23 protein-coding genes are annotated in these 24199 nt (G+C 68.6%); 15 read left to right on the top strand and 8 right to left on the bottom strand.

The window, feature by feature from the left end; translation table 11 throughout:
• Window positions 1–4: 4 nt before the first annotated feature.
• On the bottom strand, window positions 5–988 hold the full coding sequence (locus tag OG558_RS14100; RefSeq protein WP_405070645.1) for a glycosyltransferase family 2 protein: 984 nt from the start codon (window positions 986–988) through the stop codon (window positions 5–7).
• Between the two features lie 129 nt (window positions 989–1117).
• Between OG558_RS14100 and OG558_RS14095 the strand changes: the two genes are divergently transcribed.
• Window positions 1118–3283, top strand: coding sequence for a hypothetical protein (locus tag OG558_RS14095; protein ID WP_405070644.1), 2166 nt, complete (start codon window positions 1118–1120; stop codon window positions 3281–3283).
• Here the strand turns inward: OG558_RS14095 and OG558_RS14090 are convergent.
• Window positions 3276–4298 carry a PseG/SpsG family protein gene (locus OG558_RS14090; protein WP_405070643.1) on the bottom strand — a complete coding sequence of 341 codons (1023 nt, stop codon included), beginning with the start codon at window positions 4296–4298 and terminating at the stop codon, window positions 3276–3278. The genes OG558_RS14095 and OG558_RS14090 overlap by 8 nt on opposite strands.
• Window positions 4299–4409: 111 nt before the next feature.
• Here OG558_RS14090 and OG558_RS14085 point away from each other — a divergent pair, with 111 nt between their 5' ends.
• The 10 genes from OG558_RS14085 (at window position 4410) to OG558_RS14040 (ending at window position 13197) form a co-directional block, all read left to right on the top strand.
• Window positions 4410–4637: an AbrB/MazE/SpoVT family DNA-binding domain-containing protein gene (locus OG558_RS14085; RefSeq protein ID WP_329483674.1), complete on the top strand. Its 228-nt coding sequence runs from the start codon at window positions 4410–4412 to the stop codon at window positions 4635–4637.
• Window positions 4627–5097, top strand: coding sequence for a type II toxin-antitoxin system VapC family toxin (locus OG558_RS14080; RefSeq protein WP_405070642.1), 471 nt, complete (start codon window positions 4627–4629; stop codon window positions 5095–5097). Before OG558_RS14085 ends, OG558_RS14080 begins: the two co-directional genes overlap by 11 nt.
• Window positions 5098–5195: 98 nt before the next feature.
• Window positions 5196–6179, top strand: a complete 984-nt coding sequence (gene pseB / locus OG558_RS14075) for a UDP-N-acetylglucosamine 4,6-dehydratase (inverting) (protein WP_405070641.1) — start codon at window positions 5196–5198, stop codon at window positions 6177–6179.
• 3 nt (window positions 6180–6182) lie between these two features.
• Window positions 6183–7307 (top strand): aminotransferase class I/II-fold pyridoxal phosphate-dependent enzyme, encoded by a 1125-nt coding sequence (locus OG558_RS14070; protein WP_405070640.1) that lies wholly within the window; start codon window positions 6183–6185, stop codon window positions 7305–7307.
• 10 nt (window positions 7308–7317) lie between these two features.
• The gene (locus OG558_RS14065) at window positions 7318–8730 is read left to right on the top strand and encodes a hypothetical protein (protein WP_405070639.1); all 1413 of its coding nucleotides are present in this window, start codon (window positions 7318–7320) and stop codon (window positions 8728–8730) included.
• Window positions 8730–9545, top strand: a complete 816-nt coding sequence (locus tag OG558_RS14060; RefSeq protein ID WP_405070638.1) for a hypothetical protein — start codon at window positions 8730–8732, stop codon at window positions 9543–9545. Before OG558_RS14065 ends, OG558_RS14060 begins: the two co-directional genes overlap by 1 nt.
• On the top strand, window positions 9533–10270 hold the full coding sequence (locus OG558_RS14055) for a cytidylyltransferase domain-containing protein (protein WP_405070637.1): 738 nt from the start codon (window positions 9533–9535) through the stop codon (window positions 10268–10270). Before OG558_RS14060 ends, OG558_RS14055 begins: the two co-directional genes overlap by 13 nt.
• Window positions 10271–10308: 38 nt before the next feature.
• Window positions 10309–11124 carry a class I SAM-dependent methyltransferase gene (locus OG558_RS14050; RefSeq protein ID WP_405070636.1) on the top strand — a complete coding sequence of 272 codons (816 nt, stop codon included), beginning with the start codon at window positions 10309–10311 and terminating at the stop codon, window positions 11122–11124.
• Window positions 11125–11212: 88 nt separating this feature from the next.
• On the top strand, window positions 11213–11554 hold the full coding sequence (locus OG558_RS14045) for a DUF485 domain-containing protein (protein ID WP_329483666.1): 342 nt from the start codon (window positions 11213–11215) through the stop codon (window positions 11552–11554).
• On the top strand, window positions 11551–13197 hold the full coding sequence (locus OG558_RS14040) for a cation acetate symporter (RefSeq protein ID WP_405070635.1): 1647 nt from the start codon (window positions 11551–11553) through the stop codon (window positions 13195–13197). The genes OG558_RS14045 and OG558_RS14040 overlap by 4 nt, the downstream gene beginning before the upstream one ends.
• 46 nt (window positions 13198–13243) lie before the next feature.
• Here the strand turns inward: OG558_RS14040 and OG558_RS14035 are convergent, their stop codons facing one another.
• The gene (locus tag OG558_RS14035) at window positions 13244–13900 is read right to left on the bottom strand and encodes a winged helix-turn-helix transcriptional regulator (protein ID WP_405070634.1); all 657 of its coding nucleotides are present in this window, start codon (window positions 13898–13900) and stop codon (window positions 13244–13246) included.
• Window positions 13901–13949: 49 nt separating this feature from the next.
• Here OG558_RS14035 and OG558_RS14030 point away from each other — a divergent pair, with 49 nt between their 5' ends.
• The 3 genes from OG558_RS14030 (at window position 13950) to OG558_RS14020 (ending at window position 18838) form a co-directional block, all read left to right on the top strand.
• Entirely contained in the window at window positions 13950–14384 is a 435-nt protein-coding gene (locus OG558_RS14030) for a hypothetical protein (protein ID WP_405070633.1), read from the top strand.
• 212 nt (window positions 14385–14596) lie between these two features.
• Window positions 14597–18187 carry a discoidin domain-containing protein gene (locus tag OG558_RS14025; RefSeq protein WP_405070631.1) on the top strand — a complete coding sequence of 1197 codons (3591 nt, stop codon included), beginning with the start codon at window positions 14597–14599 and terminating at the stop codon, window positions 18185–18187.
• Between the two features lie 135 nt (window positions 18188–18322).
• Window positions 18323–18838 (top strand): hypothetical protein, encoded by a 516-nt coding sequence (locus OG558_RS14020; RefSeq protein WP_405070630.1) that lies wholly within the window; start codon window positions 18323–18325, stop codon window positions 18836–18838.
• 77 nt (window positions 18839–18915) lie between these two features.
• Here OG558_RS14020 and OG558_RS14015 read toward each other — a convergent pair whose 3' ends face one another.
• On the bottom strand, window positions 18916–19926 hold the full coding sequence (locus tag OG558_RS14015; RefSeq protein ID WP_405070629.1) for an ArsR/SmtB family transcription factor: 1011 nt from the start codon (window positions 19924–19926) through the stop codon (window positions 18916–18918).
• Between the two features lie 97 nt (window positions 19927–20023).
• On the opposite strand from OG558_RS14015, the gene OG558_RS14010 reads away from it, so the two are divergent.
• Window positions 20024–20938 carry a superoxide dismutase gene (locus OG558_RS14010; RefSeq protein ID WP_405070628.1) on the top strand — a complete coding sequence of 305 codons (915 nt, stop codon included), beginning with the start codon at window positions 20024–20026 and terminating at the stop codon, window positions 20936–20938.
• On the opposite strand, the gene OG558_RS14005 is transcribed toward OG558_RS14010, so the two are convergent.
• The 4 genes from OG558_RS14005 to OG558_RS13990 all read right to left on the bottom strand — a co-directional run bounded on the left by OG558_RS14005 (window position 20935) and on the right by OG558_RS13990 (window position 24114).
• Window positions 20935–21378, bottom strand: coding sequence for a MarR family transcriptional regulator (locus tag OG558_RS14005; RefSeq protein WP_329483658.1), 444 nt, complete (start codon window positions 21376–21378; stop codon window positions 20935–20937). The genes OG558_RS14010 and OG558_RS14005 overlap by 4 nt on opposite strands.
• Window positions 21379–21649: 271 nt before the next feature.
• Window positions 21650–22090, bottom strand: a complete 441-nt coding sequence (locus OG558_RS14000; RefSeq protein WP_405070627.1) for a hypothetical protein — start codon at window positions 22088–22090, stop codon at window positions 21650–21652.
• A 69-nt stretch (window positions 22091–22159) separates the two neighbouring features.
• The gene (locus OG558_RS13995; RefSeq protein WP_405070626.1) at window positions 22160–23533 is read right to left on the bottom strand and encodes an MFS transporter; all 1374 of its coding nucleotides are present in this window, start codon (window positions 23531–23533) and stop codon (window positions 22160–22162) included.
• Window positions 23530–24114: a helix-turn-helix domain-containing protein gene (locus tag OG558_RS13990; protein WP_405070625.1), complete on the bottom strand. Its 585-nt coding sequence runs from the start codon at window positions 24112–24114 to the stop codon at window positions 23530–23532. Before OG558_RS13990 ends, OG558_RS13995 begins: the two co-directional genes overlap by 4 nt.
• Window positions 24115–24199: the final 85 nt, after the last annotated feature.

The following is a 24199-nucleotide window of genomic DNA, read 5'->3' as shown; positions in this document are numbered from 1 at the left end:
GAGCTTAGTCGTTTTCGTCGACTGTTTCGGCGAAGGTGTGGTGTCCGTGGTCCTCGAGGCTGTCGTAGCCGACGAGGAACTGGGGGCGTCGCTGGCTCGACTGGAACAGGCGGGCCACGTACTCGCCGAGCAGGCCGAGGCAGAGCAACTGGATCGCGCCGATCACGCTGACCGCCAGCACGGTCGACGTCCAGCCCGGGATGCTGCGGCCGGTCAGCTTGATGACCAGCGCACCGATCACGAACACGCCCGACAGCATCCCACCGAGCAGCCCGAGCCAGGTCGCCAGCCGCAGCGGCGCGGCCGAGAACGCGGTCACGCTGTCGAAGGCCAGCCGGAGCATCTTCGAGAAGCTGTACTTCGTCGTCCCGGCCGCTCGCTCCGCACGCACATACTTCACTTCCGCGCTCGGGAAGCCGAGCCACGGGATCACCAGCCGGAACACCCGGCCGTCCTCAGGTAGCGCGTTCACGGCATCGACCACCCGGCGCGACACCAGCCGGAAGTCGCCGGCGTCGAACGGGATCTCCTTGCCGACCAGCCGGCACATCAGCCGGTAGTACATCCGCGCGGTCGTCCGCTTCAGCCAGGTGTCACTCGACCGGTCCGAGCGAACGCCGTACACGACATCGACGTCCTGGTCGCGGACGGCGGTGAGGAACTCGGCGATGACCTCCGGCGGATCCTGCAGGTCGGCATCGATCGTCACCACGTACTCGCCCCGGGCCCGGCGGAAGCCGGCCGACTGGGCGGCCTGATGACCGCTGTTCCGGAGCAGCCGGACCACGCGCAGCTGAGCCCAGTCCTTCGCGGCCTCGAGCAGCAGCGTCGCGGTCTGGTCGCGGCTGCCGTCGTCCACCACGATCAGCTCGTAGGTGATCCCGAGTCCGTCCAGCAGCGGCCGCATCCGCGCGAAGAACATCGGCAGCACTTCCTCCTCGTCGTACATCGGTACGACGACGGAGAGCGCCGGCTGATCGGTTCGCATACTCCGGGACATTACTAGCGGTGACACTCCGCATTCGTGACGCAACAGATTTCACATTACTGTTACGACATGCGCGCGAGGGCGAGGCGGCGGGGGCCGCGGACAGCGGGGCCCTCCCTTTCCGGTCTGGTGGCAGGGCTGACGGTGCTGATTCTCGCGATCGTCCTGCTCGCCCTGCACTCGACCTTCTACGAACTCGGCCGGTTCGTCCTGTTCACCGGGCTCGCGGTCGCGCTGCCCGGGTTCGCGCTGTGGCGGCTGATCGGCAGCTACGGACGCAATCTGGTCGAGGACCTCGCCGCCGGGTTCGCAGTCGGCACCGCCGCGCAGGTGATCGTGTATCTGGCCAGCGCGTCGATCGGGCTGCAGGCCTCGTCCTGGGTCTGGGCGCCCGTCGTACTGCTGCTCACCTTCGCGGACAGCGACGTCCGAGCACGGGTCTGGCGGCGGGTCGACCAGCCCCTGCGACCACTGCAGGCGTGGCTGCTCGCCGCGTCGACGGCGGTCGTCGTACTGATCGTCTACCGGCGCGGACCGGGTCAGTTCCTGCCGGCGTACACCGATCCGCTGCGGGCGTACCCAGATCTCGCCTTCCAGCAGGCTCTGGCCGCCAGTGCGAAGTACGACGTACCGATCTCGACGCTGTGGCTCGGTGGCGAGCCGATGAAGTACCACACGTTCTTCCACCAGGCGACCGCAGCGACGGCGTGGGGGACGCGGATCGACCTGACCGACCTGATCCACTCGCTCAGCTGGCTGCCGTTGTTCCTCGCCGGGTGCGGACTGGTCTTCGCACTGACCACCCGGTTCACCCCGACCGCAGAGACGGGCGCGACATGGGCCGGGCCGCTGGCCGTCCTGATCGCCGGGCTGGGTGGGGCTGTGCAACCACTGGCTGATCAGGGACTCGGCGGGATCTCCACCGCGGTCGCGGCGTACCTGAGTCCGACGCAGAACCTCGGCGTCCTGATCGCACTGGCGCTGTGCATCGTCGCGGTCGATCTGCTGCGTTCGGGGGCGCCGCGGAGCCGGTGGGTGCTGTTGATCCTGCTCGCCCTGGTCGCGGCCGGGGCGAAGTCGACGATCCTTCCGCTGCTGGGGCTCGGGTTCGCTTTCGCGTTCCTGCAGTTGGGGATGGCCCGGAAGAGCACGCGTACGGCGCTGCTCGGCGGACTGCTGTCGTTCGTGGTGTTCCTGGCCGCGTTGATCACGATCTTCGGCGGCAGCACGTGGGGGACGCAGATCAAGCCGTTCGAGACGTTCGTCCAGCTGGCGCCGTACCCGACGCTGGTCGCAAACCCGCATGCCAAATCGTTGTCGGCGGCAACGACTCTACTGAGCTGGGGACTGGCGGCGTCCGGGCTACTGTTCGTCGGGCGGAAGTGGCGGGACACCGGGGCGGTGTTCCTGCTGGGCTTCGCGGTCGCCGGGCTGCTCGGGACGATGCTGACGACACAGTCGGGGGTCAGCCAGCTGTACTTCCTGCGGACGGCCTTTCCCGTTGTCGCCGTACTCGCGTCGGTCGGGCTGGCCAATCTGGTCGGACGACTCGGCGATCGGCGGGCTGTGGTGCTCGTGGGTGTGGCCGGACTGCTCGGGCTTGCGGGACTCGCCATCGCCCGAGTGGAGTCGGCGGACCTGCGTGGGATCAAGGGTCCTTGGCTGTGGACGGCTGCTGTGCTCGGGACGGTCGCCGTGGTGGTTGCCCTTGTGTGGAAGGCGTTCCGGCGGCCCGGCAACGTGTTCGTGGCTCTGCTGGCCGGTGCGGTGGCAGCGAGCATGATCGGGGCGACGCTGGTCCCGCTGCAGGCGTTCGTATCGGGCAAGGCGTCCAATCTGGTCTTCGCCCACCCCTTCCGCGGCGGTGCGACCGCTGCCGAGGCCGGTGCGGCTCAATGGCTGCGCCGGAACAGCAGACCGGGCGATCTGGTCGCGACCAACGCGCACTGCATCATCGAACGCAACGGCCTCTGCGACAGCCGGCACTTCTGGCTCGCCGCCCTGTCCGAGCGGCCGGTGCTGATCGAGGGCTGGTCGTACTCCAACCAGGCCAACCGGATCGCCCTCACCACCGGTGGGAACCCGAGCCTGATCCCGTACTGGAACCGTGAGGAGCTGGCCGCCAACGACGCCGCCTTCAAGGCCCCGACGCCCGCGGCGATCGAGCGGCTGCGCAAAGCCGGCGTGCGCTGGCTGTACGCCGACCATCGAGCCGGCGACGTGTCACCAGCACTCCGCAACTACGTCCGGCTCCGCCACGCCACGCTGGACGCCACCATCTACGAGCTCAGATAAGCGCCAGCAGCGCGTCGGCCACGCGTGTGCGCCCGAGGCCGTCCACGAGCTTCCAGCCCGCCGAAGCGAGACGGGCGCGCTCCAGCGGATCGGTCAGCAGACGTTTGAGCACAGCGGCCGCCGACGACGGGTCATCCTTCAGCTCGGACAGCACGCCGACGCCGGCCGCCGTACCGGTGGCTATCGCGCGCTCGTACCCCATCACCTGGTTGTCCACGACACACACGAGTCCACCCGTCGCACCGAGACACAGCAGCTCCCACGTCGACGTACCCGAGGCGCTGATAGTCAGATCGGCCTCGCGAACCGCCGCCGCCAGCTGATCCGTTGGTGCGATCACGTCAACGTGTTGCCCCGGTTGGAGCTGGATCGCGGCGATCCGCGCGGAGAGGTCGGCGGTCGGCGCGACCACGGTGGCCTCGAACGGCACGCCGGTCGCCACGAGCGCGTGGACCACGGGCGCACCGGCGCCGAACGCGTCCGTCCCACCGAAGAACGCGAACACCTTGGGTACGGCGACCTGCCGCGGCGCGGGTGGTGCGGACGGGCGGAGAGCGAGGATCTCGTCGCGGATCATCACGTACTGGAGCCCGGCGAGCCGGATCGTGCCGGGTGGCAGGTTGGGGCGGTCGAGCTCGGCGGAGAGGTTCTGGTCGACCAGCAGGTCCGCCTCTGCGCCGCGGAAGTCGCCGTCGACGACGGCGAGGGTGGGGACACCGGTCGCACGGACGGCACGGTAGACCGACGGGTCCAGGTCGTAGCCGTCGAAGACCACCGCATCAAGGCCGAGCCGGCCGACCAGCTCACCATGCTCGTCCGGTGTCGACACCGCCCGCTCCACGCCGATCCCGCGGGCCGCGATCTGCTCCGCGGCCCACGGCACCGTGTGCGCGTCGCAGACGAACACGATCTCGACGCCGCGTCGCCGTACCTCCTCCGCCAGCGCCAGGCACCGCATCACGTGCCCGATCCCGGCCCCCGGACCGACATCACACCGCATCCCGACGCGCTTCACGCCCCGACCGTATCGGCTGCATATCGGCTTTCGGCCGCGGACCCCGGGTGAGAATCCGCACTTGTGGATAGACTGGTAATACGTAGGAGGCGTACTACGTAGGAGGCTAGGATGCGACTCAACAGCAAGGGCCAGGTGACGATTCCGGCCGAGCTCCGGCGGAAGCACCATCTGCACGAGGGGGACGAGGTGACCGTGATCGAGGCGGCGGACGGACTGCGGATCGTGCGGGTCGCGGAGGCGGAGAGCCGCGGGCAGCGGCTGGTGCGCGAGATGCGCGGGCGGGCGACGAGCGCGATGAGCACCGAGGAGCTGATGGAGCTGCTGCGTGGCGACTGACCGGACCTCCGACCTGCTCGGCGCGCGGCGCGCCGACCCCGCGGCGGGCGAGCAGCCCGTGACCCTCGTCGACACCTGTGTGCTGCTCGACATCCTGACCGACGACCGCGAATGGGGCGAGTGGTCCGCGACCGCGGTGGCGGAGGCCCGGGACCAGGGCGAGCTGGTGATCAACCCGATCGTCTACGCCGAGGTGTCGGCCGGATTCGACCGGATCGAGGACGTCGACGCCGCGCTCCCGGCCGGCGACTTCCGGCGCGAACCGCTGCCGTTCCCGGCCGGATTCCTGGCCGCGCACGCCTTCGTGGCCTACCGGCGCCGCGGCGGCGCGAAGACCTCGCCACTGCCGGATTTCTACATCGGCGCACATGCCGCGGTGCAGCGCTATCAGGTAATCACCCGCGACCACCGTCCGTTCCGGACGTACTTCCCCAGCGTTCGTTTGATCACGCCCGGCTGAGACGCGGGATTGAGAGGGCGGCGGGACGGGCGGCTATTGTTCGAATCTGCACTGCGCGTACGGTGCTAAGAACTGTCCGTCAGAAGGGTCCCGCTCGAGTGTCCATCCTCACCGGCTCCGACATCCTCGTCACCGGAGGCACCGGTTCCTTCGGCCGGGAGTTCGTCCGGCACGCGCTGGACCAGCTGAACCCGCGCCGGATCATCGTCTTCAGCCGCGACGAGCTCAAGCAGTGGGAGGTCCGCCAGCGGTTCGGCGACGACCCCCGGCTGCGGTTCTTCCTCGGTGACATCCGGGATCGGTCCCGGCTGTTGCGCGCCATGCACCGGGTCGACTACGTCATCCACGCGGCCGCCCTGAAGCAGGTCGACAGCGGCGAGTACAACCCGTGGGAGTTCGTCCAGACCAACGTGGTCGGTTCGCAGAACGTCATCGAGGCCGCGATCGACTCCGGCGTGAAGCGCGTGGTGGCGCTGTCCACCGACAAGGCGTCCAGCCCGATCAACCTGTACGGCGCGACCAAGCTGACCGCGGACAAGCTGTTCATCAACGGCAACCACTACGCGGCGGCGTACGACACCCGCTTCAGTGTGGTCCGGTACGGCAACGTGATGGGCAGCCGCGGCTCGATCATCCCGAAGTTCCGGGCCCTGCACGCGGCCGGCCAGTCGCTGCCGATCACCGACCTGCGCTGCACTCGGTTCCTGATCACGCTGCCGCAGGCGGTCGAGTTCGTGGTCGACTCGTTCGACCTGATGACCGGCGGCGAGCTGTACGTGCCGCGGATCCCGTCGATGAAGGTGACCGACCTGGCCGAGGCGATCGCGCCCGGCGCGAAGATGCACGACATGGGCCTGCGCCCGGGCGAGAAGCTGCACGAGGAGATGATCAGCCCGGAGGAAGGCCGGCGCGCGCTCGCGCTCGGCCAGCGGTTCGTGCTCCAGCCCGACCTGGCCAGCTGGGGCTATCTCCCCCCGGCCGACGGCATCCCGGTGGCGGACGGGTTCCACTACGCGTCGGACACCAACGACCTGTGGTACTCGATCGACGAGATCCGCAAGATCCTGGAGAGCGACGTCTAGAACATGATGCCGTACGGGCGTCAGTCGATTTCTGACGCGGATATCGAGGCCGTCACCGCTGTACTGCGAGGTGACTGGCTCACCACGGGGCCGGCGGTCACGGCGTTCGAGCAGGTCGTCTCCCAGCTGGCTGGTGGCCACCGCACGGTCAGTTGTACGTCGGGGACGGCGGCCCTGCACATCGCGTACGCCGCTCTCGGTGTGCGACCGGGTGACGAGGTCATCACCACCCCGATGACCTTTGTCGCAACGGCATCCTGCGCGGCGATGCTCGGGGCGAAGGTGGTCTTCGCGGACGTCGACGAGGACACCGCGTTGATCGATCCCTCGGCCGTCGACGTCGCGCTGACCGAGCGCACGAAGGTGATCGCGGCCGTCGACTACGCCGGCCAGGCCGCGGAGTACGCCGTACTGCAGCCGCTGGCGGACCGGGTCGGCGCGCGCACCCTCGCCGACGCGGCGCACTCGATCGGTGGTTTCGCCGACGGCCGTCCGGTCGGGGATCTGGCCGACGTGACCACGATGTCGTTCTTCCCGACCAAGAACCTCACCACCGGCGAAGGCGGCGCCGTCGTCTGCAAGGACCCGTCGATCGGCCAACGGGCGCACGAGTTCCACTTCATCGGCCTCGTCCGCGACCCGGACCGGTTCGAGATCACCGACGAAGGCCCGTGGCATCAAGAGGTGCACGAGTACGGCGTGAACTACCGGCTCACCGACCTCGGGGCCGCGCTCGGGTTGTCGCAGCTCACCCGACTCGCGGAGTTCAAGCGCCGCCGGTCCGAGATCACCGCCCGCTACAACGAGGCGTTCCATGGAGTGGACGGCCTGCGTACGCCGGTGCAGCGCGCCGGCGTGGATCCAGCCTGGCACCTCTATCCGGTCCGCGTCCTCGGTGGCCGCCGCCGCGAGGTCTTCGAAGGCATGCGGGCGGCGGGCATCGGCGTCCAGGTGAACTACATTCCGGTCTACTGGCACCCGGTGTTCGCGCGGCAGGGGTACCGGCGCGGCCTGTGCCCGAACGCCGAGGCTTTCTACGCTGAGGAGTTGTCACTGCCCCTCTTCCCCGACCTGACCGACGCCGATGTCGACCGGGTGATCGACACTCTGACGAAGCTGGTTCGTTAACGTGACTGATGTGACCCGATCGAACTTGATCGGCGGAGAGATGCTCAACTGGTCGGATCTGCACCCGGTCGACGCCCGCCCCGCGGCCGCCGGACCCGCAGCCACAGCACTCCTGGCCGCCGCCCTCCAGCCCGGGGACTCCGTGCTGATCGCCGGCCCGCACGCCGTCGACGTGATCACCGCTGTCGCCGCCCGGGTCACGTCGGTCGACCTGCTGCTGCGCTCGGCCCCGGACGCGGAGGAGATCGCCGAACTCCTCGACGAGACCAAGGGCCAGGTCTTCTGCGGCGCCCTCGACCGCTTCGGCGCCGACGAGACGTACGACGTGATCGTCGCGCTCGACGGCCTCGAGCGGCTCGTCGGCCCGGACACCCCGAAGCTGACCTGGACCGAGGCCCTCGCCCGTCTCCGGTCCCGGCTCGCTCCGACCGGCCGGTTACTCCTCGGCGCCCAGAACTCCTTCGGCGTCGAACGTTTGATCCAGCCCGCGATCACGGCCGCCCTCCCCCGCGACGAGGACTGGGCCCGCGACGTAGCCGACACCGCTCCCGCCGGCATCAAACCGCTGCAGGCCGCGCTGCGCGACGCAGGTGTCGAGATCGTTCAGACCTACGCAGTCTTCCCGTCCCTGGTCGAAGCTCAACTCGCTGTGACCTCGGTCCATGGTCTGGCGGCTGTCGCCGCCGCCAGGACGGTTGCCGCACGCAACGCAGGCCCGACGCTGATGGACCCCTACCGCCTGGTGCTGGACGCAACTGCGGCGGGCCTGGGCAGCGACCTCGCACCCGCGTGGTACTTCGTCGGCGGGGCCGAGCGGCCGGGGGACGCCGCCTCCACCAGCCCCAGCGTGCTCCCGGAGTGCGCCGTCCCCACCGGTTCCGGTGTCCTCTTGGAGGAGCACCTTCTTGCTGCCCTGCGGGTCGATGACCAGGCGACTGTGCGCCGGATCATTCCTGACTACGTTGCCTGGCTCGGCGACGGGGGTGCGGGATCGCCGGACAACGTGATCCTGGACGGGACGTCGTACCGGCTGTTCGGGGAGGCGCAGGACGGGGATGTGGTCACGCATCTCACCCGGTTCGCGCGGCGGGTGCTGGAAAGTGGCTCACGGCAACCATGGCCTGCGGGTGGCGACCCGCACGCGTTGACCGCACGGCTGGCGTCGATGGCCGGGATCACTGTGACAGAAGAGGTTTCGGCCTCGGCCGAGGTGATCCGGCCGATGGGGAGTGCCGAGCAGCTCGCGACCGTGGCGCGGCTCGCGGACGAGCTGGCGCACGCGAGCGCCCGGGCGATCCTGTTCGAAGGCACGGTCAGCGGGATCCGCCGGTCACTGCCCTACCGGGTCGGCCACGCGGTGCTCAACCCGGCCCGGGTGATCCGCCGCCGCGTGAAGCGCCTGCTGCGGAAGGTGCGCCGCTGATGCACCACGCGAACCACTTCTACGGGCACGCCAACATCATGGCGTCGTACGCCGGACTCGCGAAGCCGCCGCGGATCTGGGGGTACCTGCAGCACGGCTGGAACATCCTGGACGGCTTCGCCCACGGCACCACCTTCGCACCCGGGACGCCGAAGTTCGTCTGGTCCGACAGCGTCCGCCGGCGCGGCCACTCGATGGGCCTGCGCAACTACTCGGTGATCGGCTCGGTCTGGCTCTACCTGCTCGAGGTGCATCCCGAGCTGGCCACGCCGGCAAAAGGTGCCGCGGGCACCATCTTCTACCCGTTCCACGGCTGGGAAGGCCAGCACGTGCTGGGCGACCACGGCCGGCTCATTGCCTCGATCAACGAGCATGAGACCGGCCCGGTGACCGTCTGCCTGTACTGGAACGAGTACGAGAAGCAGGAGATCCGCAACCTCTACCAGGAGGCGGGCTTCCGCGTGATCACCCATGGCTACCGAGGCCTGCACTGGCGCCGGACCGACGCCAAGTTCCTGGTCAAACAGTTGCGCGAACTCCGCAGACACACGCGGGTCGCGTCCAACCGGCTCAGTTCCGCCGTCCTGTACGGCGCGTCGATCGGCCTGCAACCGGGGGTCTACGGCGACCCGATGGTGCTGGAACACGAACATCCCTCCTTCGGCGGGCAGGCCAGGATCAAGCGGCTCTGGCCGGAGCTGGACCAGCCGTTCGTGCCGCCCGCGATCGCCCGCGAGTTCACCGACACCGAGCTGGGCGCCGGCCATCTCGCCGGCCCGGCCGAGATCCGGGAGTTGTTCCGATGGAACCCCTGACCATTGGCATCGTCACGCAGGTCCGGGTGACCAGCTCGCGACTGCCGGCCAAAGTCCTGCTGAGCGTCCGCGGCCGGACCTATCTCGAGCATCACCTCGACCGCCTGCGCGGCACCGGCCTTCCGGTGATCGTGGCGACCACCACGAACTTCAACGACGACGTCGTGCTGGAGGTGGCCGCGCACGCCGGGGTCCCGGTCTTCCGCGGCAGCGAGGACGACGTCCTGAGCCGCTTCGCCGGAGCGGCCCGCGAGCACGGTCTGGACGGGATCGTCCGGGTGACGTCGGACTGCCCGCTGATCGATCCGGAGGTCGTTGCCGCCGGCGTCGATCGCTGGCGGGCCGAGAACGACCTCGATCTCTACGTCTCGAACTGCCTCGAGCGGACCTACCCCCGAGGCATGGACTACGAGATCTTCTCCGCGGCCCGGCTGTACGACGCCGAGGCCAAGGCGACCCTGCGACCTGACCGTGAGCACGTGACGCCGTACCTGCATCAGAACCGGTCCGGCGAGATGCGGCTGCTGAACCTGCCCTGGTCCGGCGGCGGAGCGCAGTACCGGCTGACCCTGGACACCCCGGACGACTGGAAGTTGCTCGACGCCCTCATCGAGGACTTCGACGCGACCACCCTGAACTGCGCCGAACTGGTCGCGATCCTCGACGCGAATCCGCAACTGGCCACGCTCAACGCGCACATCGAACAGAAGAAGCTCGGCGAGTGACGACGCGGCAGGCTGCTGCTACGGCATGATTTGCGGTGATGACCACCGATGATCCAGGTTCCGAGCCGGCGAACGAGGCCCGCGCGAAGTCGTTCGGCGCGGTAGCGGCCGCGTACGACGCCGGCCGGCCGACGTTTCCGGGTGAGGCGCTGACCTGGATCCTGGGCCGGGGCCGCGGACTGCAGGTCCTGGATCTGGGCGCCGGCACCGGCAAGCTCGCCGCGGTGGCCGCCGGGCTCGGGCACGATGTGGTCGCGGTCGACCCGTCGCAGGAGATGCTCGAGGTCTGCCGTCGGCGACCCGGCATCGACACCATGGTCGGAGCGGCCGAGTCGATCCCGCTCGCGCACGCCTCGGTGGACGCGGTGATCGTCGGTCAGGCCTTCCACTGGTTCGACCACGCCCGCGCGCTGCCCGAGATCGCGCGGATCCTGCGGCCGAACGGCGTACTCGGCCTGCTCTGGAACAACGCCGACACCGTCGTCCCCTGGGTCCGCCGGATGGTGCACGCGATGCAGGGCAGTGACCACATCGCCGGCGACCGGTTCGACCCGATGCCGATCCTGCTGCAGTCGGATCTGTTCGCCCTGGTGGAGACCGCCCGGTTCCGGCACTGGCAGGATCTGGACCGGCTGGGCCTGCGGCAGCTGGCCCTGTCGCACTCCCGGATCGCGGTGCTGACCGAGTCCCGTCGCGAGGCCGTGCTCGACCAGGTCAATGCTCTGTACGACACCACCGCGCGTCCTCCCGAGCCGCTGCGGATGCCGTATTTCACCGACTGTTACCGCGCTCGTCCCAGCGATCTGGCGAATTACCGCCGTACTCTCGACGCGCCGGTCGCCCCACATCTCTAAAAGGGCGAAACGTTTTGGTTGCGGTAGGTCACAAACCCGCGACTTGCGGCTAACGTGCACCTGTTCGTGTCCAGCAAAAGGGGATCTCATGGACGAGCAAATGGTGCGCGAGCGCGACGCCCGCGCCTATGAGGCGGTGTACGAGACAGCCGACTTCACCGAGCTGCGACGGCGCTACAAGAACTTCGTGGTGCCGTGGACCATCACGTTCATGGCCTGGTACCTGGCCTATGTCGCCTGCTGCAACTGGGCCCGCGACTTCATGGACCACAAGGTGGTCGGGCACGTCAACGTGGCGCTGATCTTCGGCCTGCTGCAGTTCGTGTCCACCTTCGTGATCGCCGCGCTGTACGGCCGGTTCGCGAACCGGAAGCTCGATCCGCTCGCCCAGGGGCTCAACGCCAAGTACAAGAGGGAGCGCCGCCGGTGAGCGCAATTCCTGTGTTGTTGCCGCTGGCCGACGCCGAGCCGGGCAACCGGGCGCTGACCATCGCGCTGTTCGGCGCGATCGTCGCCGTGACGCTGTACATCACCTGGTGGGCGTCCCGGCAGAACAAGACCGCCGCCGACTACTACGCCGGCGGCCGCTCGTTCAGCGGCGCGCAGAACGGCCTCGCCATCTCCGGTGACTACATGTCCGCGGCGTCGTTCCTCGGCATCTCCGGCTCGATCGCGCTCTACGGGTACGACGGCTTCCTCTACTCGATCGGGTTCCTGGTGGCCTGGCTGGTGGCGCTGCTGCTGGTCGCCGAGCTGCTGCGGAACTCGGGCCGGTTCACGATGGCCGACCAGCTCGCGTACCGGATGCGGCAGCGGCCGGTCCGGACCGCGGCCGCCACCTCCACGATCGTGGTGTCGATCTTCTACCTGCTGGCCCAGATGGTCGGCGCCGGGGCGCTGGTCGGGCTGCTGCTCGGCGTCAAGAGCGAGGGTTTGAAGGCGGGCGTGATCATCCTGGTCGGCGCACTGATGATCATCTATGTGACCTTCGGCGGCATGAAGGGCACCACCTGGGTACAGATCGTCAAGGCCGTGCTGCTGATGTCCGGCGCGGTCCTGATCACCTTCCTGGTGCTGCTGAAGTTCCACTTCAACCTCTCCGAGCTGCTCGGCGCGGCCTCGGCAAAGTCCGGCAAGGGCGAGGCGTTCCTGCAGCCTGGACTGCTGTACGGCAAGGACCTGACCGGTCAGATCGACTTCCTGTCGCTCGGCCTCGCACTGGTCCTCGGTACGGCGGGCCTGCCGCACATCCTGATCCGCTTCTACACCGTGCCGGATTCGCGGGCCGCGCGCCGGTCGGTGCAATGGGCCATCGGTCTGATCGGCGCGTTCTACCTGATGACGCTGGCCCTTGGGTTCGGCGCGGCCGCGCTGTTGGACACCAGCAAGGGGTCGGCTGTGGCCGAGTCGAAGGGTAACGTCGCCTCGCCGCTGCTGGCCGAGTCCGTCGGCGGTGGCGCGGATTCGCTGGGCGGCTCGATCCTGCTCGCGCTGATCGCGGCGGTGGCGTTCGCGACCATTCTCGCGGTGGTCGCCGGTCTGACCTTGACCTCGGCCTCGTCGTTCGCGCATGACCTCTACGCCAACGTCATCGCGAAGGAGAAGCCGTCCGAGCAGAGCGAGCTGCGGGTGGCCCGGTTCGCCGCGATCGGGATCGGCGCGGTCTCGATCGCGCTGGCGATCCCGGCGCAGAAGCTGAACATCGCGTTCCTGGTCGCACTCGCCTTCGCAGTCGCGGCGTCGGCGAACCTGCCGGCACTCCTGTTCAACCTGTTCTGGAAGCGGTTCAACACCGCCGGCGCGGTCTGGAGCATCTACGGCGGCTTGATCTCGGCCGTCGTCCTGGTGGTGTTCTCACCGGTGGTGTCCGGCAAGCCGACCTCGATGATCACCAGCGCCGACTTCGCCTGGTTCCCGCTGTCGAACCCGGGCATCGTGTCGATCCCGCTCGGCTTCCTGTTCGGCATCCTGGGCACGTACCTCGGCCGGGACAAGTCGAGCGAGGACCGCTACCACGAGCTCTCCGTCCGGTCCCACACCGGCGCCGGCGCGGAAGGCGTCGCGAAGCACTAGTTTCTGGCACTCAAAGGGCCGGTTCGCGTTCTGCGAGCCGGCCCTTTCAGTTGATCTGGAAGATCGTCGCGAACACATCCAGGTCCGCGGCGCTTGCCTGCTTGCCGACGATCCCGTCGGCGCGGGCTTTCGCGCCGTCGATCGCACCGGTCAGCAGCGGTGTCAGCGGCGCCATCGCCTCGACGACGACCACGTTGGCCGGCGCGGGCTCGGGGAACTGGCCGGGCGCCGCTGTCAGCGTCGGGCCGGAGCTGAGCGCGTGCACGACGATGTCGCCGAAGCGCAGTTCGTAGGCGAGCTTCCCGGTCCCGCGCTTCGGTGGGTGGTACGTCGACCGCAGCGCCATCACCAGCGAGTCCGCGGTGGCGATCTCGCCCGGCCGGAGCTCCCCGAGTGACCGCGCTCCCCAGCGGCCGAGCGCGAGTACGACGGGCTCCAGGTCCAGCCCGTACGGCGTGAGCTCGTAGACGATCGCGCCCGACGGCCGGGGCTGCACGTGGCGCTCGACCAGGCCGGCGCTCTCGAGCTCCTTGAGCCGGGTGGCGAGGACGTTGGTCGGGATCTTCGGCAGGCCGGAGCGCAGATCCGTGTAGCGCTTCGGGCCGACCAGCAGGTCGCGGACGATCAGCAGCGCCCAGCGCTCCCCGACGAGCTCGAGCGCCCGGGCGACCCCGCAGTACTGGCCGTAGGTCTTCGTCGTCATGTCTCCAGTCTACTTGACAGAGTCTGCTTGTTTTTTACAAGCTTGCTTCATGACGACTATGACGAAGCAGCAGCGCGAGGAGTTCCTGGCCGGTCAGCACATCGGGGTGGTGAGCGTGGGCCGCCCCGACGGATTGCCGCCGACCACCGTGCCGACGTTCTACGCGTTCGAGCCGGGCGGCACGCTGACGATGTTCACCAACACCCAGGGCCGGACCACCGCTCGGGCCGAGGCGATCAAGTCGACGGGCGTCGTCACCTTCCTCGTCCAGGAGGAGACCTGGCCGGCGAAGTACGTCGCGGTCGAGGCGACGCTGGACTCAGCCACCCGGCCGACGATCGAGCAGATGCTGACGATCACGCGCCGGTACATGCCCGAGGAGGCCGCGCAGCAGTTCGCGCACGCCGAGGTCGACAACCCGGACAGCACCATCATCTTCTTCAGCTTCACCCCGACCCGTTGGTTCTCCGGCGACTACTCCTGACTTCCCCTGGATCAGGAAGCAGATCAGCGGCCTGCTCGGCCGCTGACCGCTGTCAAAGCCCCACCAAGCGTCACGAGGCGTTGACGCTCGCGTAGCCATGCCGTAACAATAGGCCAGCGTCGCGCAAGAAACGAGCAAAACTAGAGCAAGTTTCCGACTTTTGCGTGGCGGCTATTTCCTTGCGTCCTCACCCCCGCCCACCAGGAGAGGCCATGCGAATCCCGAAGTGGCGGCTGCCAACCGCCTTGCTCGCCGCGAGTCTCGCGCTCGCGGCCGCCCCGCTCGTCCCCCCGACCCCGGCCGGCACCGCGGCCGCCGCCGTACTGGCCGGACCGAACCTCGCCGCCGGCAAGGCCGCGTCGGCCAGCAGCGTCACCCAGACCTACGTCGCGTCGAACGTGACCGACGGCAACCAGGGCACCTACTGGGAGAGCGCCAACAACGCGTTCCCGCAGTGGGTCCAGGTCGACCTCGGCTCGTCCGTCGCGACCAACCAGGTCGTGCTCAAGCTGCCGACGGCGAACTGGGGTGCCCGCAACGAGACCCTCGCGGTCCAGGGCAGCACCGACGGGCAGAACTTCACTGACCTGTCCGCGTCCGCGTCCCGCGCGTTCAACCCACCGAGCAACACCGTGACGATCGACTACGGCACGGCGACCGCGCGCTACGTCCGGATCCGGATCACCGACAACACCGGCTGGCCGGCCGGACAGCTGTCCGAACTCGAGGTCTACGGTCCGGCGACCGGTGACACCCAGGCTCCCACCGCCCCGGGCAACCTGGCCTTCACCGAACCCGGCACCGGCCAGATCCGGCTTAGCTGGAACGCCTCGACCGACAACGTCGGCGTCACCGGGTACGACGTGTACGCGAACGGGCAACTGCGGACCAGCGTGGCCGGCACCGTGCTCACCTACACGGACAACCAGCCGGGCAGCGCGTCGATCACGTACTTCGTTCGCGCGAAAGATGCCGCTGGCAATCAATCGCCGAACAGCAACACGGTGACCCGCAACGGCAGCAGCGGACCCGGCAGCAACCTCGCGCTGGGCAAGCCGATCACCGCGTCCGGGTACACGTTCACCTATGTCCCGGCCAATGCCAACGACGACAACGTCCAGACCTACTGGGAGGGCGACGCCAACCCGGCCACGCTGACCACCCAGCTCGGCGCCAACGCGGACCTCAGCTCGATCGTGATCCGGCTCAACCCGGACTCGGCCTGGGGACCGCGGACGCAGACCTTCTCGATCCTCGGGCGGGAGCAGAGCGCGTCCGGGTTCACCACGGTCGTGCCGAGCGCGGCGTACAACTTCAGCCCGGCGAGCGGGAACAGCGTGACGATCCCGGTCAGCGCCCGGGTGGCCGACGTACGGCTGAACTTCACCGGCAACACCGGCGCACCGGCCGGCCAGGTCGCCGAACTCCAGGTTATGGGCGTGCCGGCGCCGAACCCGGACCTCACGCTCTCCGACGTGTCCTGGACGCCGACCTCGCCGGTCGAGACGGACACGATCACGGTCCGCGCGACCGTCAACAACGGCGGTACGGCGGGCTCCCCGGCGACCGACGTCAACTTCTACCTCGGTGCCACCAAGGTCGGTACGGCGGCCGTCGGCGCACTCGCGGCCGGGGCGTCGGCCACGGTCAGCGCCTCGATCGGCACCCGAGACGCGGGCAGCTACGCCCTCAGCGCGAAGGTCGACGAGTCGAACACTGTCATCGAGCAGAACGACGGGAACAACACGGCGAATGCGTCCGGACCACTTGTCGTGACCCCGGTTGCGAGCTCGGACCTGATCGCGGCTGCGGTCAACTGGACGCCGGGCAATCCGGCCGCCGGGAACTCCGTCGCCTTCTCGGTCACCTTGAAGAACCAGGGTAGCGTCGCATCGGCATCCGGCGCGCACGGCATCACGTTGACAGTGCTCAACGGCGCCAATGTCGTGACCACCTTGACCGGCTCGTACAACGGCTCGATCGCGGCCGGCGCGACCACTCCTGCTGTTGCCCTCGGCAACTGGATCGCGGTGAACGGTCGCTACACGGTGCGCGTCGTACTCGCGGATGACGCGAACGAACTGCCGGTCAAGCGGACCAACAACACCAGCGAGCGGCCGTTCTTCGTGGGCCGCGGTGCGAACATGCCGTACGACCACATGGAAGCCGAGGACGCCTCCATCGGTGGCGGCGCGTCCGTGATCGGGCCGAACCGGACCATCGGCGACCTGGCCGGCGAGGCGTCCGGACGGCGCGCGGTGACGCTGAACTCGAACGGCTCGTACGTCGAGTTCACCACGCGGGCCAGCACGAACACCCTCGTTACCCGGTTCTCGATCCCGGACTCGGCGGGCGGTGGCGGCCAGACGTCGTCGATCAGCGTCTACGTGAACGGCAGCTTCGCGAAGACGTTGCCGCTGACCTCGAAGTACTCCTGGCTGTACGGCGCGGAGGCTTCGCCGAACAACTCACCAGGGTCCGGGCCGGCCCGGCACATCTACGACGAAGCCAGCATCATGCTGGACCAGACCTACCCGGCCGGGACCAAGATCCGGCTGCAGAAGGATCCGTCGAACGGCACGACGTACTCGATCGACTTCGTCGACACCGAGGCCGCGACGCCGATCGCCAACCCTGGCACGGGTTTCGTGACGCCGGCCGGGTTCACCCAGCAGGACGTGCAGAGCGCACTCGACCGGGTGCGCCAGGACACCACGCTGCAGGGCGTGTACCTGCCGGCGGGTGACTACCAGACGTCGTCGAAGTTCACCGTGTACGGCAAGGCGATCAAGGTGGTCGGCGCGGGACCGTGGTTCACCCGCTTCGTGGCACCGCAGACCCAGTCGAACACCGACGTCGGCTTCGACGCGCAGTCGTCCGCGAACGGATCGACGTTCAGCGGATTCGCGTACTTCGGCAACTACGACAGCCGCAACGACGGACCGGGCAAGGTGTTCAACTTCGCGAACACCTCGAACATGACCATCGACAACGTCTGGGCCGAACACCAGATGTGCCTGTACTGGGGCGCGAACACCGACAACTCGGTGATCAAGAACTCGCGGATCCGGGACTCGTTCGCCGACGGCATCAACATGACCAACGGCTCGGCCGGCAACACCGTCAGCAACAACGACGCCCGGTCCACCGGGGACGACAGTTTCGCGCTCTTCAACGCCACCGACAACGGCGGCGGCGAGGTCCGGGACAACGTCTTCGAGAACCTGTCCGCGTCGCTGACCTGGCGGGCCGCCGGCTTCGCGGTGTACGGCGGGACGAACAACGTGTTCCGCAACCTGTACGCCGCGGACATGCTCACCTATCCCGGCATCACGATCAGCTCACTCGACTTCGGTATCCCGATGAACGGCTTCGGCGCGACCCCGCCGACCCAGTTCCAGAACGTCTCCGTGGTGCGGTCCGGCGGTCACTTCTGGGGCAACCAGGCGTTCCCCGGGATCTGGATCTTCTCGGCGTCGAAGGTCTTCCAGGGCATCCGGGTCAGTGATGTCGACATCGTCGATCCGACGTACAGCGGCATCATGTTCCAGACCAACTACGTCGGCGGGCAACCACAGTTCCCGGTCGCCGACACCGTCCTGACCAACGTCACCATCTCCGGCGCGCAGAAGAGCGGCGACGCCTTCGACGCCAAGTCCGGCTTCGGCATCTGGGCCAACGAACTCCCCGAACCAGGCCAGGGCCCAGCCGTCGGCAACGTCACCTTCAACAACCTCACCCTCACCAACAACGCAGTAGACATCCGCAACACCACCACAACCTTCACCATCACCCGCAACTGACCCACCCCCCACGCATTGCCTTGTTCTGCAGCAGTCTGGGGCAGTTCGATCTGCCCCGACCTGCCCCGGTGTCACACTCGCAGCCCTGCCTCCGCACGTGTAAAGGTCGAACCTTGCACTCAACAGGGCGGGGAAATGCCGATCCACGTATTCGTCGACGAGACCAAGGCTCGAGGGCTGCTGATGGCTGCTGCGCGCTGCCCGTCGGGCGATGTCACCGTTACTCGCAAGGCACTCAAGGGACTGCTGTTGCCGGGACAGGAACGGCTGCACTTCAACCACGAGAGACCCGCACGTCGCAAGCAGATCCTGGAGGTCATTACGGGGTTCCATCTGCTCGTGGATCTGTATCGCGCGGATCGGGACACGCATGCGGATCGCCGTCAGTGTCTCGAGGCGATCGTCAGGGACTGCGCTTCGTCCGCCGAGCGGCTTGTCGTTGAGTTGGAGGAGTCGACGTATGAGCATGATCGCCGGTGGCTGCGTGACGCCACTCGTCGCTTCGGCTGCCACGAGACGCTTCGGTGGGACGTGCTGGTTGCCAAGGCCGACCCGTTGCTTTGGGTGCCGGATGCGGTTGCCTGGAGCTGGATGCGCGGTGGTGAGTGGCGACGAGCCGTGGCGCCGTTCTGTCAGCTGAGAGGGCTGTGAACGCGCGAAACCCGGCTCGTCCACCGTCCGGTGGGCTGCCGGGTTCACTTCCGGGGGACTCTTGTCCCCCGGCGTACTCAACTGTAGCGGGTGTCGGCGGTTTGGGGAGGGGGTTTGGGGATCTGCCCCAGGTTGCCCTGGGTTGCCCCGGACAACAGGTTGTGGGCGGTGGGGGTCAGGGAGTGGAGGGCGGTGCCGTTGGTTCGGTGGGTGGTGAGGAGGCCGGCAGAGCGGAGGACTCGGGTGTGGTCGGAGGTGGAGGCCAGGGAGATGCCGACGCGGCGGGAGAGTTGGGTGGTGGTGGCGGAGTGGCTGAGGGCGCGGAGTACGGCGGCCCTGGTGCGGCCCAAGAGGTCGGCGAGGGCGTCGGGGGTGGCTAGGTCGTCGGTGGGGAGGTCGGCGCAGGGGTAGACGAGGACTGGGCGACGGCCGGGGGCGTCCAGGGCCAGGCAGTCGGCGGTCAGGGACGACGGGTAGAGCTCGAGGCCCCGGCCGTTCAGATGGATGTCCAGCGTCGACCCGCCGGTCAGGCCGTAGCTGGTCAGCACCGGTGTGAACCACTCGACGTCGGGATGGAGTGAGCCGAGGAGCGCGTCGACGCCGCCGTGGAGTACTGCCCGTGAGCGGACCGCCAGGTCGGCGCCGTATCGACGCTGTAGTTCGGACGTCGCGGCGTATTGATGAAGCTCGTGGACGGCGACGCCCAGCGCGCGGCGGGCTCCGGCGCGGCCGCTGAGCAGACCTTGCATGAAGGGGTCGGGCTCGGCCGGGAGCCAGCGGCCGAGCTCGTCGCGGACCACGTCGGCCGGGGTGTTCATAAGGATCTCCACCGCTGGTTCCAGACCAGGCCCCGGCACCTCGGGGGTGAGGAAGTCAGGGAATTGCCCGGTCGGGGCGATCAGCTTGAACAGCGGCCGCATCGACGGCCTGATCCGGTGTCCGATGTGGCGGCGCCACCGCCGCGCGATCGGTGGGATCGCGCGGTCGCCCAGCGCGCGGGCCGCGAGGGCGGTGTCCCACAGCGGATGAGGTTCGGCGGGGAACGTGACCCGGCCGAGGTCCGCGGCGGTGAAGTGGATCCGGATCATCTCCCGATTGTGCCCGCCCGCAGGTCAGCTCACCGACCACTTCGGTTCTGGCCGAATCCGGTCGCGACCGACCGCCGGCCCATCCCACGCTGTCGCGATGAAGCGGATGGTGGTTCTCTCGATCCTGGTCCTGATGGTGTCCGGACAACCCGCGGTGGCTCATGCCAGTCACACGCGACCCTCGACGTACGTCGTCTCGACCACGCCAGGCGAGACGCTCGAAGGGATCGAGGTCACGCGCGACGGCACCATGTATGTCACCAGCGTCGGGACGGGGGCGGTCTATCGCGGCAGCACGTCGTCTCCACGCTTGAAGCTCTTCCTGCCCGCGGGCGCTGACGGCCGGACCTCGGCGACCGGCGTCCACGTCGACCGGTGGGGCCGCGTGCTCGTCGCCGGCGCGAGTACGTCGAAGCTCTTCCTGTACGACGCTCGCGGCCAACTGCTCGTCGTCCGCGAAGCTACCCCGGGCTCGTTCCTCAACGACTTCACGATCACGGGCGACGCGGTCTACGTCACCGATTCCGCGAACAACCAGATCTGGCGCGCGCCCCTCACCCGCCACGGACTGGGCGAGCTGAAGCCCTGGCTCACCCGCGACCAGATCCAGCCGATCCCGTACTTCATCAACGGCATAGTCAGCGACGGCCGCACCCTCCTGGTCGGCGAGCAAGGTCAGGACGTCACCTATCGCATCGACGTGCTGACCAAGCAGGTCAGCGTCCTCGAGGTGCCCAACGGCATCCTCTCCGGCGACGGATACCTGCTTGAAGGACACCACCTGTACGCCGTCTACAACGCGGGCGGCGGCAAGTACGTCGCCAGGCTCGCACTGCTGAACCATGACCTGACCAAGGCGACCCTGATCGCGGACTCGAGCCCGGGAGCGGCCGGCGCCACCCCGACGACGATCGCCCGCGACCGCGGCCGGCTGCTGTGGGTCAACAGCCAGCTCGACGTCGCCCCGGGCACCCCGCCGTACACGGTCTCGGTGGTGCCCGGCCTTCACTAGAGGTCGTCGGCGAGGCGGGAGAGGGCTTGGCCGGCGTTGAGGATCAGGGCCTGGTCGGCTTCGTCGAGGCGGTGGAGGAGTTTGCCCAACTCGTCGGCGGCCTGGCGGCCGGAGGCTTCGACCGTGGCGACGCCGGCCTCGGTGAGGACGACCGCGGTGGCCCGGCCGTCGACGGGGTCGGGCTCGCGGCGAACGAGCCCGGCCTCCTCGAGGGACGCGACCGTGGTCGTTGCGGTGGGCTGTGAGCACGGCACCCGGGCGGCGATCTCGCCGATCCGGATCGGTTGCTCGTCGGCGATCAGCATCAGCGCCAGGAACTGCGTCGGGTGCAGATCCGTGGTGGTTCTGCTCCGGCGCAGGTGCCTGACGATCCGGTGCATGCTCACCAGCAGTTGCAGGGTCTCCTGCGCCATCGCGATCACCTCCGAAGGAAGCGCCATCCTGGCACAGCTGAGAGCGATCTCCTATGACTGGTTCCAGCGGATGTCCGGCTTGTAGAGATCCAGCCACGTCGCGAGGGACAACGTTTGCTCCAAGTGCCTGCGCGCTTCCGGGGCAGCTGAGCGAGCGAGTTGGGTGGCCGCCTCCCGGTCGATGAGGTCGAAGACCGGGTGGTGATCGGAGCGCAGGCCGCGGAGTTGGCCGGCGATGGCCTCGACATACGCATTTCTGACGATGTGTGATCACAAGGGGCGGATCCGGTGACGAACCTCAGAGGTGGACGGCGACCACTCCGAGAGCGAAGGCGAGTCCGGTCAGCCCCAGCATCGTGGTCGCGAGAACGATCAGCCGGCGTTGGAGCGCGGGCACTTCCGATGCGGTCGCGAACACCCGGCGCGGCCAGTGCCGCCAGGAGACGTACCAGAAGATGCCGGTTGCACAGAGCAACAACAAGCCCTTGACGGCGTGGATCCACCAGTGCTCGTGATGCATCAGCAGCAGGACCAGACCGCTGAGCGCGATCGCCGCGATCAGCCCGACCACCTTCCAACGATTGCCTGAGGCAATCACTGCGGTCAGCGTCTCGCGGCCCTCCTGATCGGGACCGAAGTACCTCTTCAGCTTCGGCTGGACGACGAACAGCGAATAGGCCATCCCACCGACCCACGCCGCCGCCAGGCCCGCGTGGATGATTGCGACGAGGGCAGTCATGCCCGGCAGCCTAGGCCGTGCGCGGACCACCCGTCAGGCGGCGACCGCAGCGCGTGTCCGGAGCGGCCGTCAGGCGGTGACCGCCTCGCGCTCGGCGGCGGGCTGCTGCCGGTTCATCCCGCGGAAGCTCGGAATCAGCGCCGGCGCCATGGTCGCGGCGAAGTACGCAAGCCCGATCGTCAACTGTGCGGGCGAGAGCCCGATACCACTGACCAGGATGCCACCGAGCACGCCCCCCAAAGGCATCAGCGACCAGGACAGGGCGCTGGTCAGCGACGTCACCCGGCCGACCATCTCGCGCGGGATCCGTTCGAACTGGACGGCGCCGAGCACCGGGTTGAGGAAGCCCGAGGACAGTCCGCCGATCGCACACATCGCCAGGATCGCCCACAGTGGGACGCCGAGCGCGAACAGGACGAAGCGCGGCAATCCGGTGATCAGGAAGGCGACCAGATACGTCGCGAACCGGGGTAGCCGCGCGCCGTACGCCGCCGCCACGACCGAGCCGAGCATCGACGCTCCTCCCCAGACCGAGAAGACCAGGCCGACGGCACCGGCTCCGGCGCCGGAGTCACGCGCCCAGACCGGGAGCAGGACCGACGACCAGGCCAGGTCGAGCAGGTTGGTCACGGCGACCATCACGCACAGGCTCGTCAGTACGGCGTCACCGCGCAGGAACCGCCAGCCGGCGCGCAACTCCATCGCATACGACGTGCGCTCAGCGACGGACGACGCGACCGCGGGCTCGGCTACGGACGACGCGGACTCGGGAGCGACGGACGAGGTGGGCTCGGGGGCGACGTACGAGGTGGGCTCGGGGGCGACTGTTTCGACCACTTCATGCCGGTCGGGACTGCCGTCGACCAGGCCGCGGGTGGCGAGGACGAGAACGACGGCGCAGACCGCGAACGAGACAGCGTCGACGGCGACGGCGTTCGCCGCGCCGACCGCGACCACCAGACCACCGGCGATCGCGGCGCCGATCATCGTTGCACCGCGCTCGATGGCCGACGAGAGCCCGGTCGCCCGCTCGTACGGCACGCCGGCGCGCTCGACGAGGGCCGGGATGAGGGCCGTGCCGGCTGCGTCGCCTGGACCGCGGAGCGCACCCGCGACCGCGACCAGGCCGAGCAGGATCGGGAAGGTGAGCGCACCGGTGTGGTGCAGCAGCGGGATCATCCCGACCGCGAGGAAGGAGAGCACGTCGGCGTTGATCGCCATCCGGCGCGGTCCGACCCGGTCGACCAGCGGCCCGCCGAACGCCTTCAGCAGCACCATCGGGGTGATCTCAGCGAAGGCGACGAGTCCGGTCCGTGTCGGGGAACCGGTTGTCGTGAGCACGAGCCACGGGATGGCGATCATCGAGACCCGCGTGCCGAGCAGGGAGATCGCCTGGGCGGTCAGCCAGCCGTAGAGCGGGACGCGCCGGCTGCTGACGCTCATGAGTCCTCTCCCTCCAGGACCACGGTGCCGGGGCGCGGGAAGGCGTTGAGGTTGACCACGAACGAACCGGTGCCGGCCGCTTCCTCGCCGTCCTCGCGCCAGTCGTCGATCAGCTTCGCCAGGGCTTCGACCAATTGCTCAGCACGCTTCGGGGTGAGTCGCAGATGCCAGTCACTGGTGGTGCTGGCCGCTTGCCACGGCGCCGGGAGGTAGCGCCGCTCCTCGGCGTGCTGCATCAGCGTCTCGGTGTACATCAGCGCGACGGTGTGCAGGTAGGCCTCGGCACTCTCGGCTTCCTCCTCGCCGGCGCGCGCATCGAGATTGGCGCGGGTGCTCTCGTGGGCCGCCTTCCACCAGCGGTCACGCGCGTCGCCGCGCTCGGTGTCCTCGGCGATGAACCCGTGCTCGGCCAGCTGACGAAGGTGGTACGACGCGGCGCCGGTGTTGAGCTTGAGCTGCTGTGCGAGCTGAGTCGCCGTCGCCGGCCCCTCGAGCCGGAGCAGCATCAGCATCTTCAGCCGGGTCGGGTGGGACAGCGCCCGGAGCCCGGCGGCGGACGGCGTGATCGCGGAGGATGCCATATCCACAACATATCTTTGCAAAGATCCTTTTGCAAAGGTATGCGTGCAGTTTCTTGAACCCGGCACGCAGAAGGCCCCCGGAGCG

It is taken from the genome of Kribbella sp. NBC_01510 (assembly GCF_045040325.1).
Lineage (GTDB): Bacteria > Actinomycetota > Actinomycetes > Propionibacteriales > Kribbellaceae > Kribbella.
Note: the sequence above shows the minus strand (reverse complement) of the source record. Positions and strands in the feature narration are given on the sequence as shown.

Bases quoted from the DNA above. Each gene is read 5' to 3' on its own strand.
- OG558_RS14070 (WP_405070640.1), top strand. From the start codon at position 6,183: ATGATGCCGTACGGGCGTCAGTCGATTTCTGACGCGGATATCGAGGCC.
- OG558_RS14020 (WP_405070630.1), top strand. From the start codon at position 18,323: ATGCCGATCCACGTATTCGTCGACGAGACCAAGGCTCGAGGGCTGCTG.
- OG558_RS14085 (WP_329483674.1), top strand. From the start codon at position 4,410: ATGCGACTCAACAGCAAGGGCCAGGTGACGATTCCGGCCGAGCTCCGG.
- OG558_RS13990 (WP_405070625.1), bottom strand. From the start codon at position 24,114: ATGGCATCCTCCGCGATCACGCCGTCCGCCGCCGGGCTCCGGGCGCTG.
- OG558_RS14030 (WP_405070633.1), top strand. From the start codon at position 13,950: ATGACGACTATGACGAAGCAGCAGCGCGAGGAGTTCCTGGCCGGTCAG.
- OG558_RS14005 (WP_329483658.1), bottom strand. From the start codon at position 21,378: ATGGCGCTTCCTTCGGAGGTGATCGCGATGGCGCAGGAGACCCTGCAA.
- OG558_RS14050 (WP_405070636.1), top strand. From the start codon at position 10,309: ATGACCACCGATGATCCAGGTTCCGAGCCGGCGAACGAGGCCCGCGCG.
- OG558_RS14015 (WP_405070629.1), bottom strand. From the start codon at position 19,926: ATGATCCGGATCCACTTCACCGCCGCGGACCTCGGCCGGGTCACGTTC.
- OG558_RS14100 (WP_405070645.1), bottom strand. From the start codon at position 988: ATGCGAACCGATCAGCCGGCGCTCTCCGTCGTCGTACCGATGTACGAC.
- OG558_RS14045 (WP_329483666.1), top strand. From the start codon at position 11,213: ATGGACGAGCAAATGGTGCGCGAGCGCGACGCCCGCGCCTATGAGGCG.
- OG558_RS14000 (WP_405070627.1), bottom strand. From the start codon at position 22,090: ATGACTGCCCTCGTCGCAATCATCCACGCGGGCCTGGCGGCGGCGTGG.
- OG558_RS14025 (WP_405070631.1), top strand. From the start codon at position 14,597: ATGCGAATCCCGAAGTGGCGGCTGCCAACCGCCTTGCTCGCCGCGAGT.
- OG558_RS14035 (WP_405070634.1), bottom strand. From the start codon at position 13,900: ATGACGACGAAGACCTACGGCCAGTACTGCGGGGTCGCCCGGGCGCTC.
- OG558_RS14055 (WP_405070637.1), top strand. From the start codon at position 9,533: ATGGAACCCCTGACCATTGGCATCGTCACGCAGGTCCGGGTGACCAGC.
- OG558_RS14060 (WP_405070638.1), top strand. From the start codon at position 8,730: ATGCACCACGCGAACCACTTCTACGGGCACGCCAACATCATGGCGTCG.
- OG558_RS14010 (WP_405070628.1), top strand. From the start codon at position 20,024: ATGAAGCGGATGGTGGTTCTCTCGATCCTGGTCCTGATGGTGTCCGGA.
- OG558_RS13995 (WP_405070626.1), bottom strand. From the start codon at position 23,533: ATGAGCGTCAGCAGCCGGCGCGTCCCGCTCTACGGCTGGCTGACCGCC.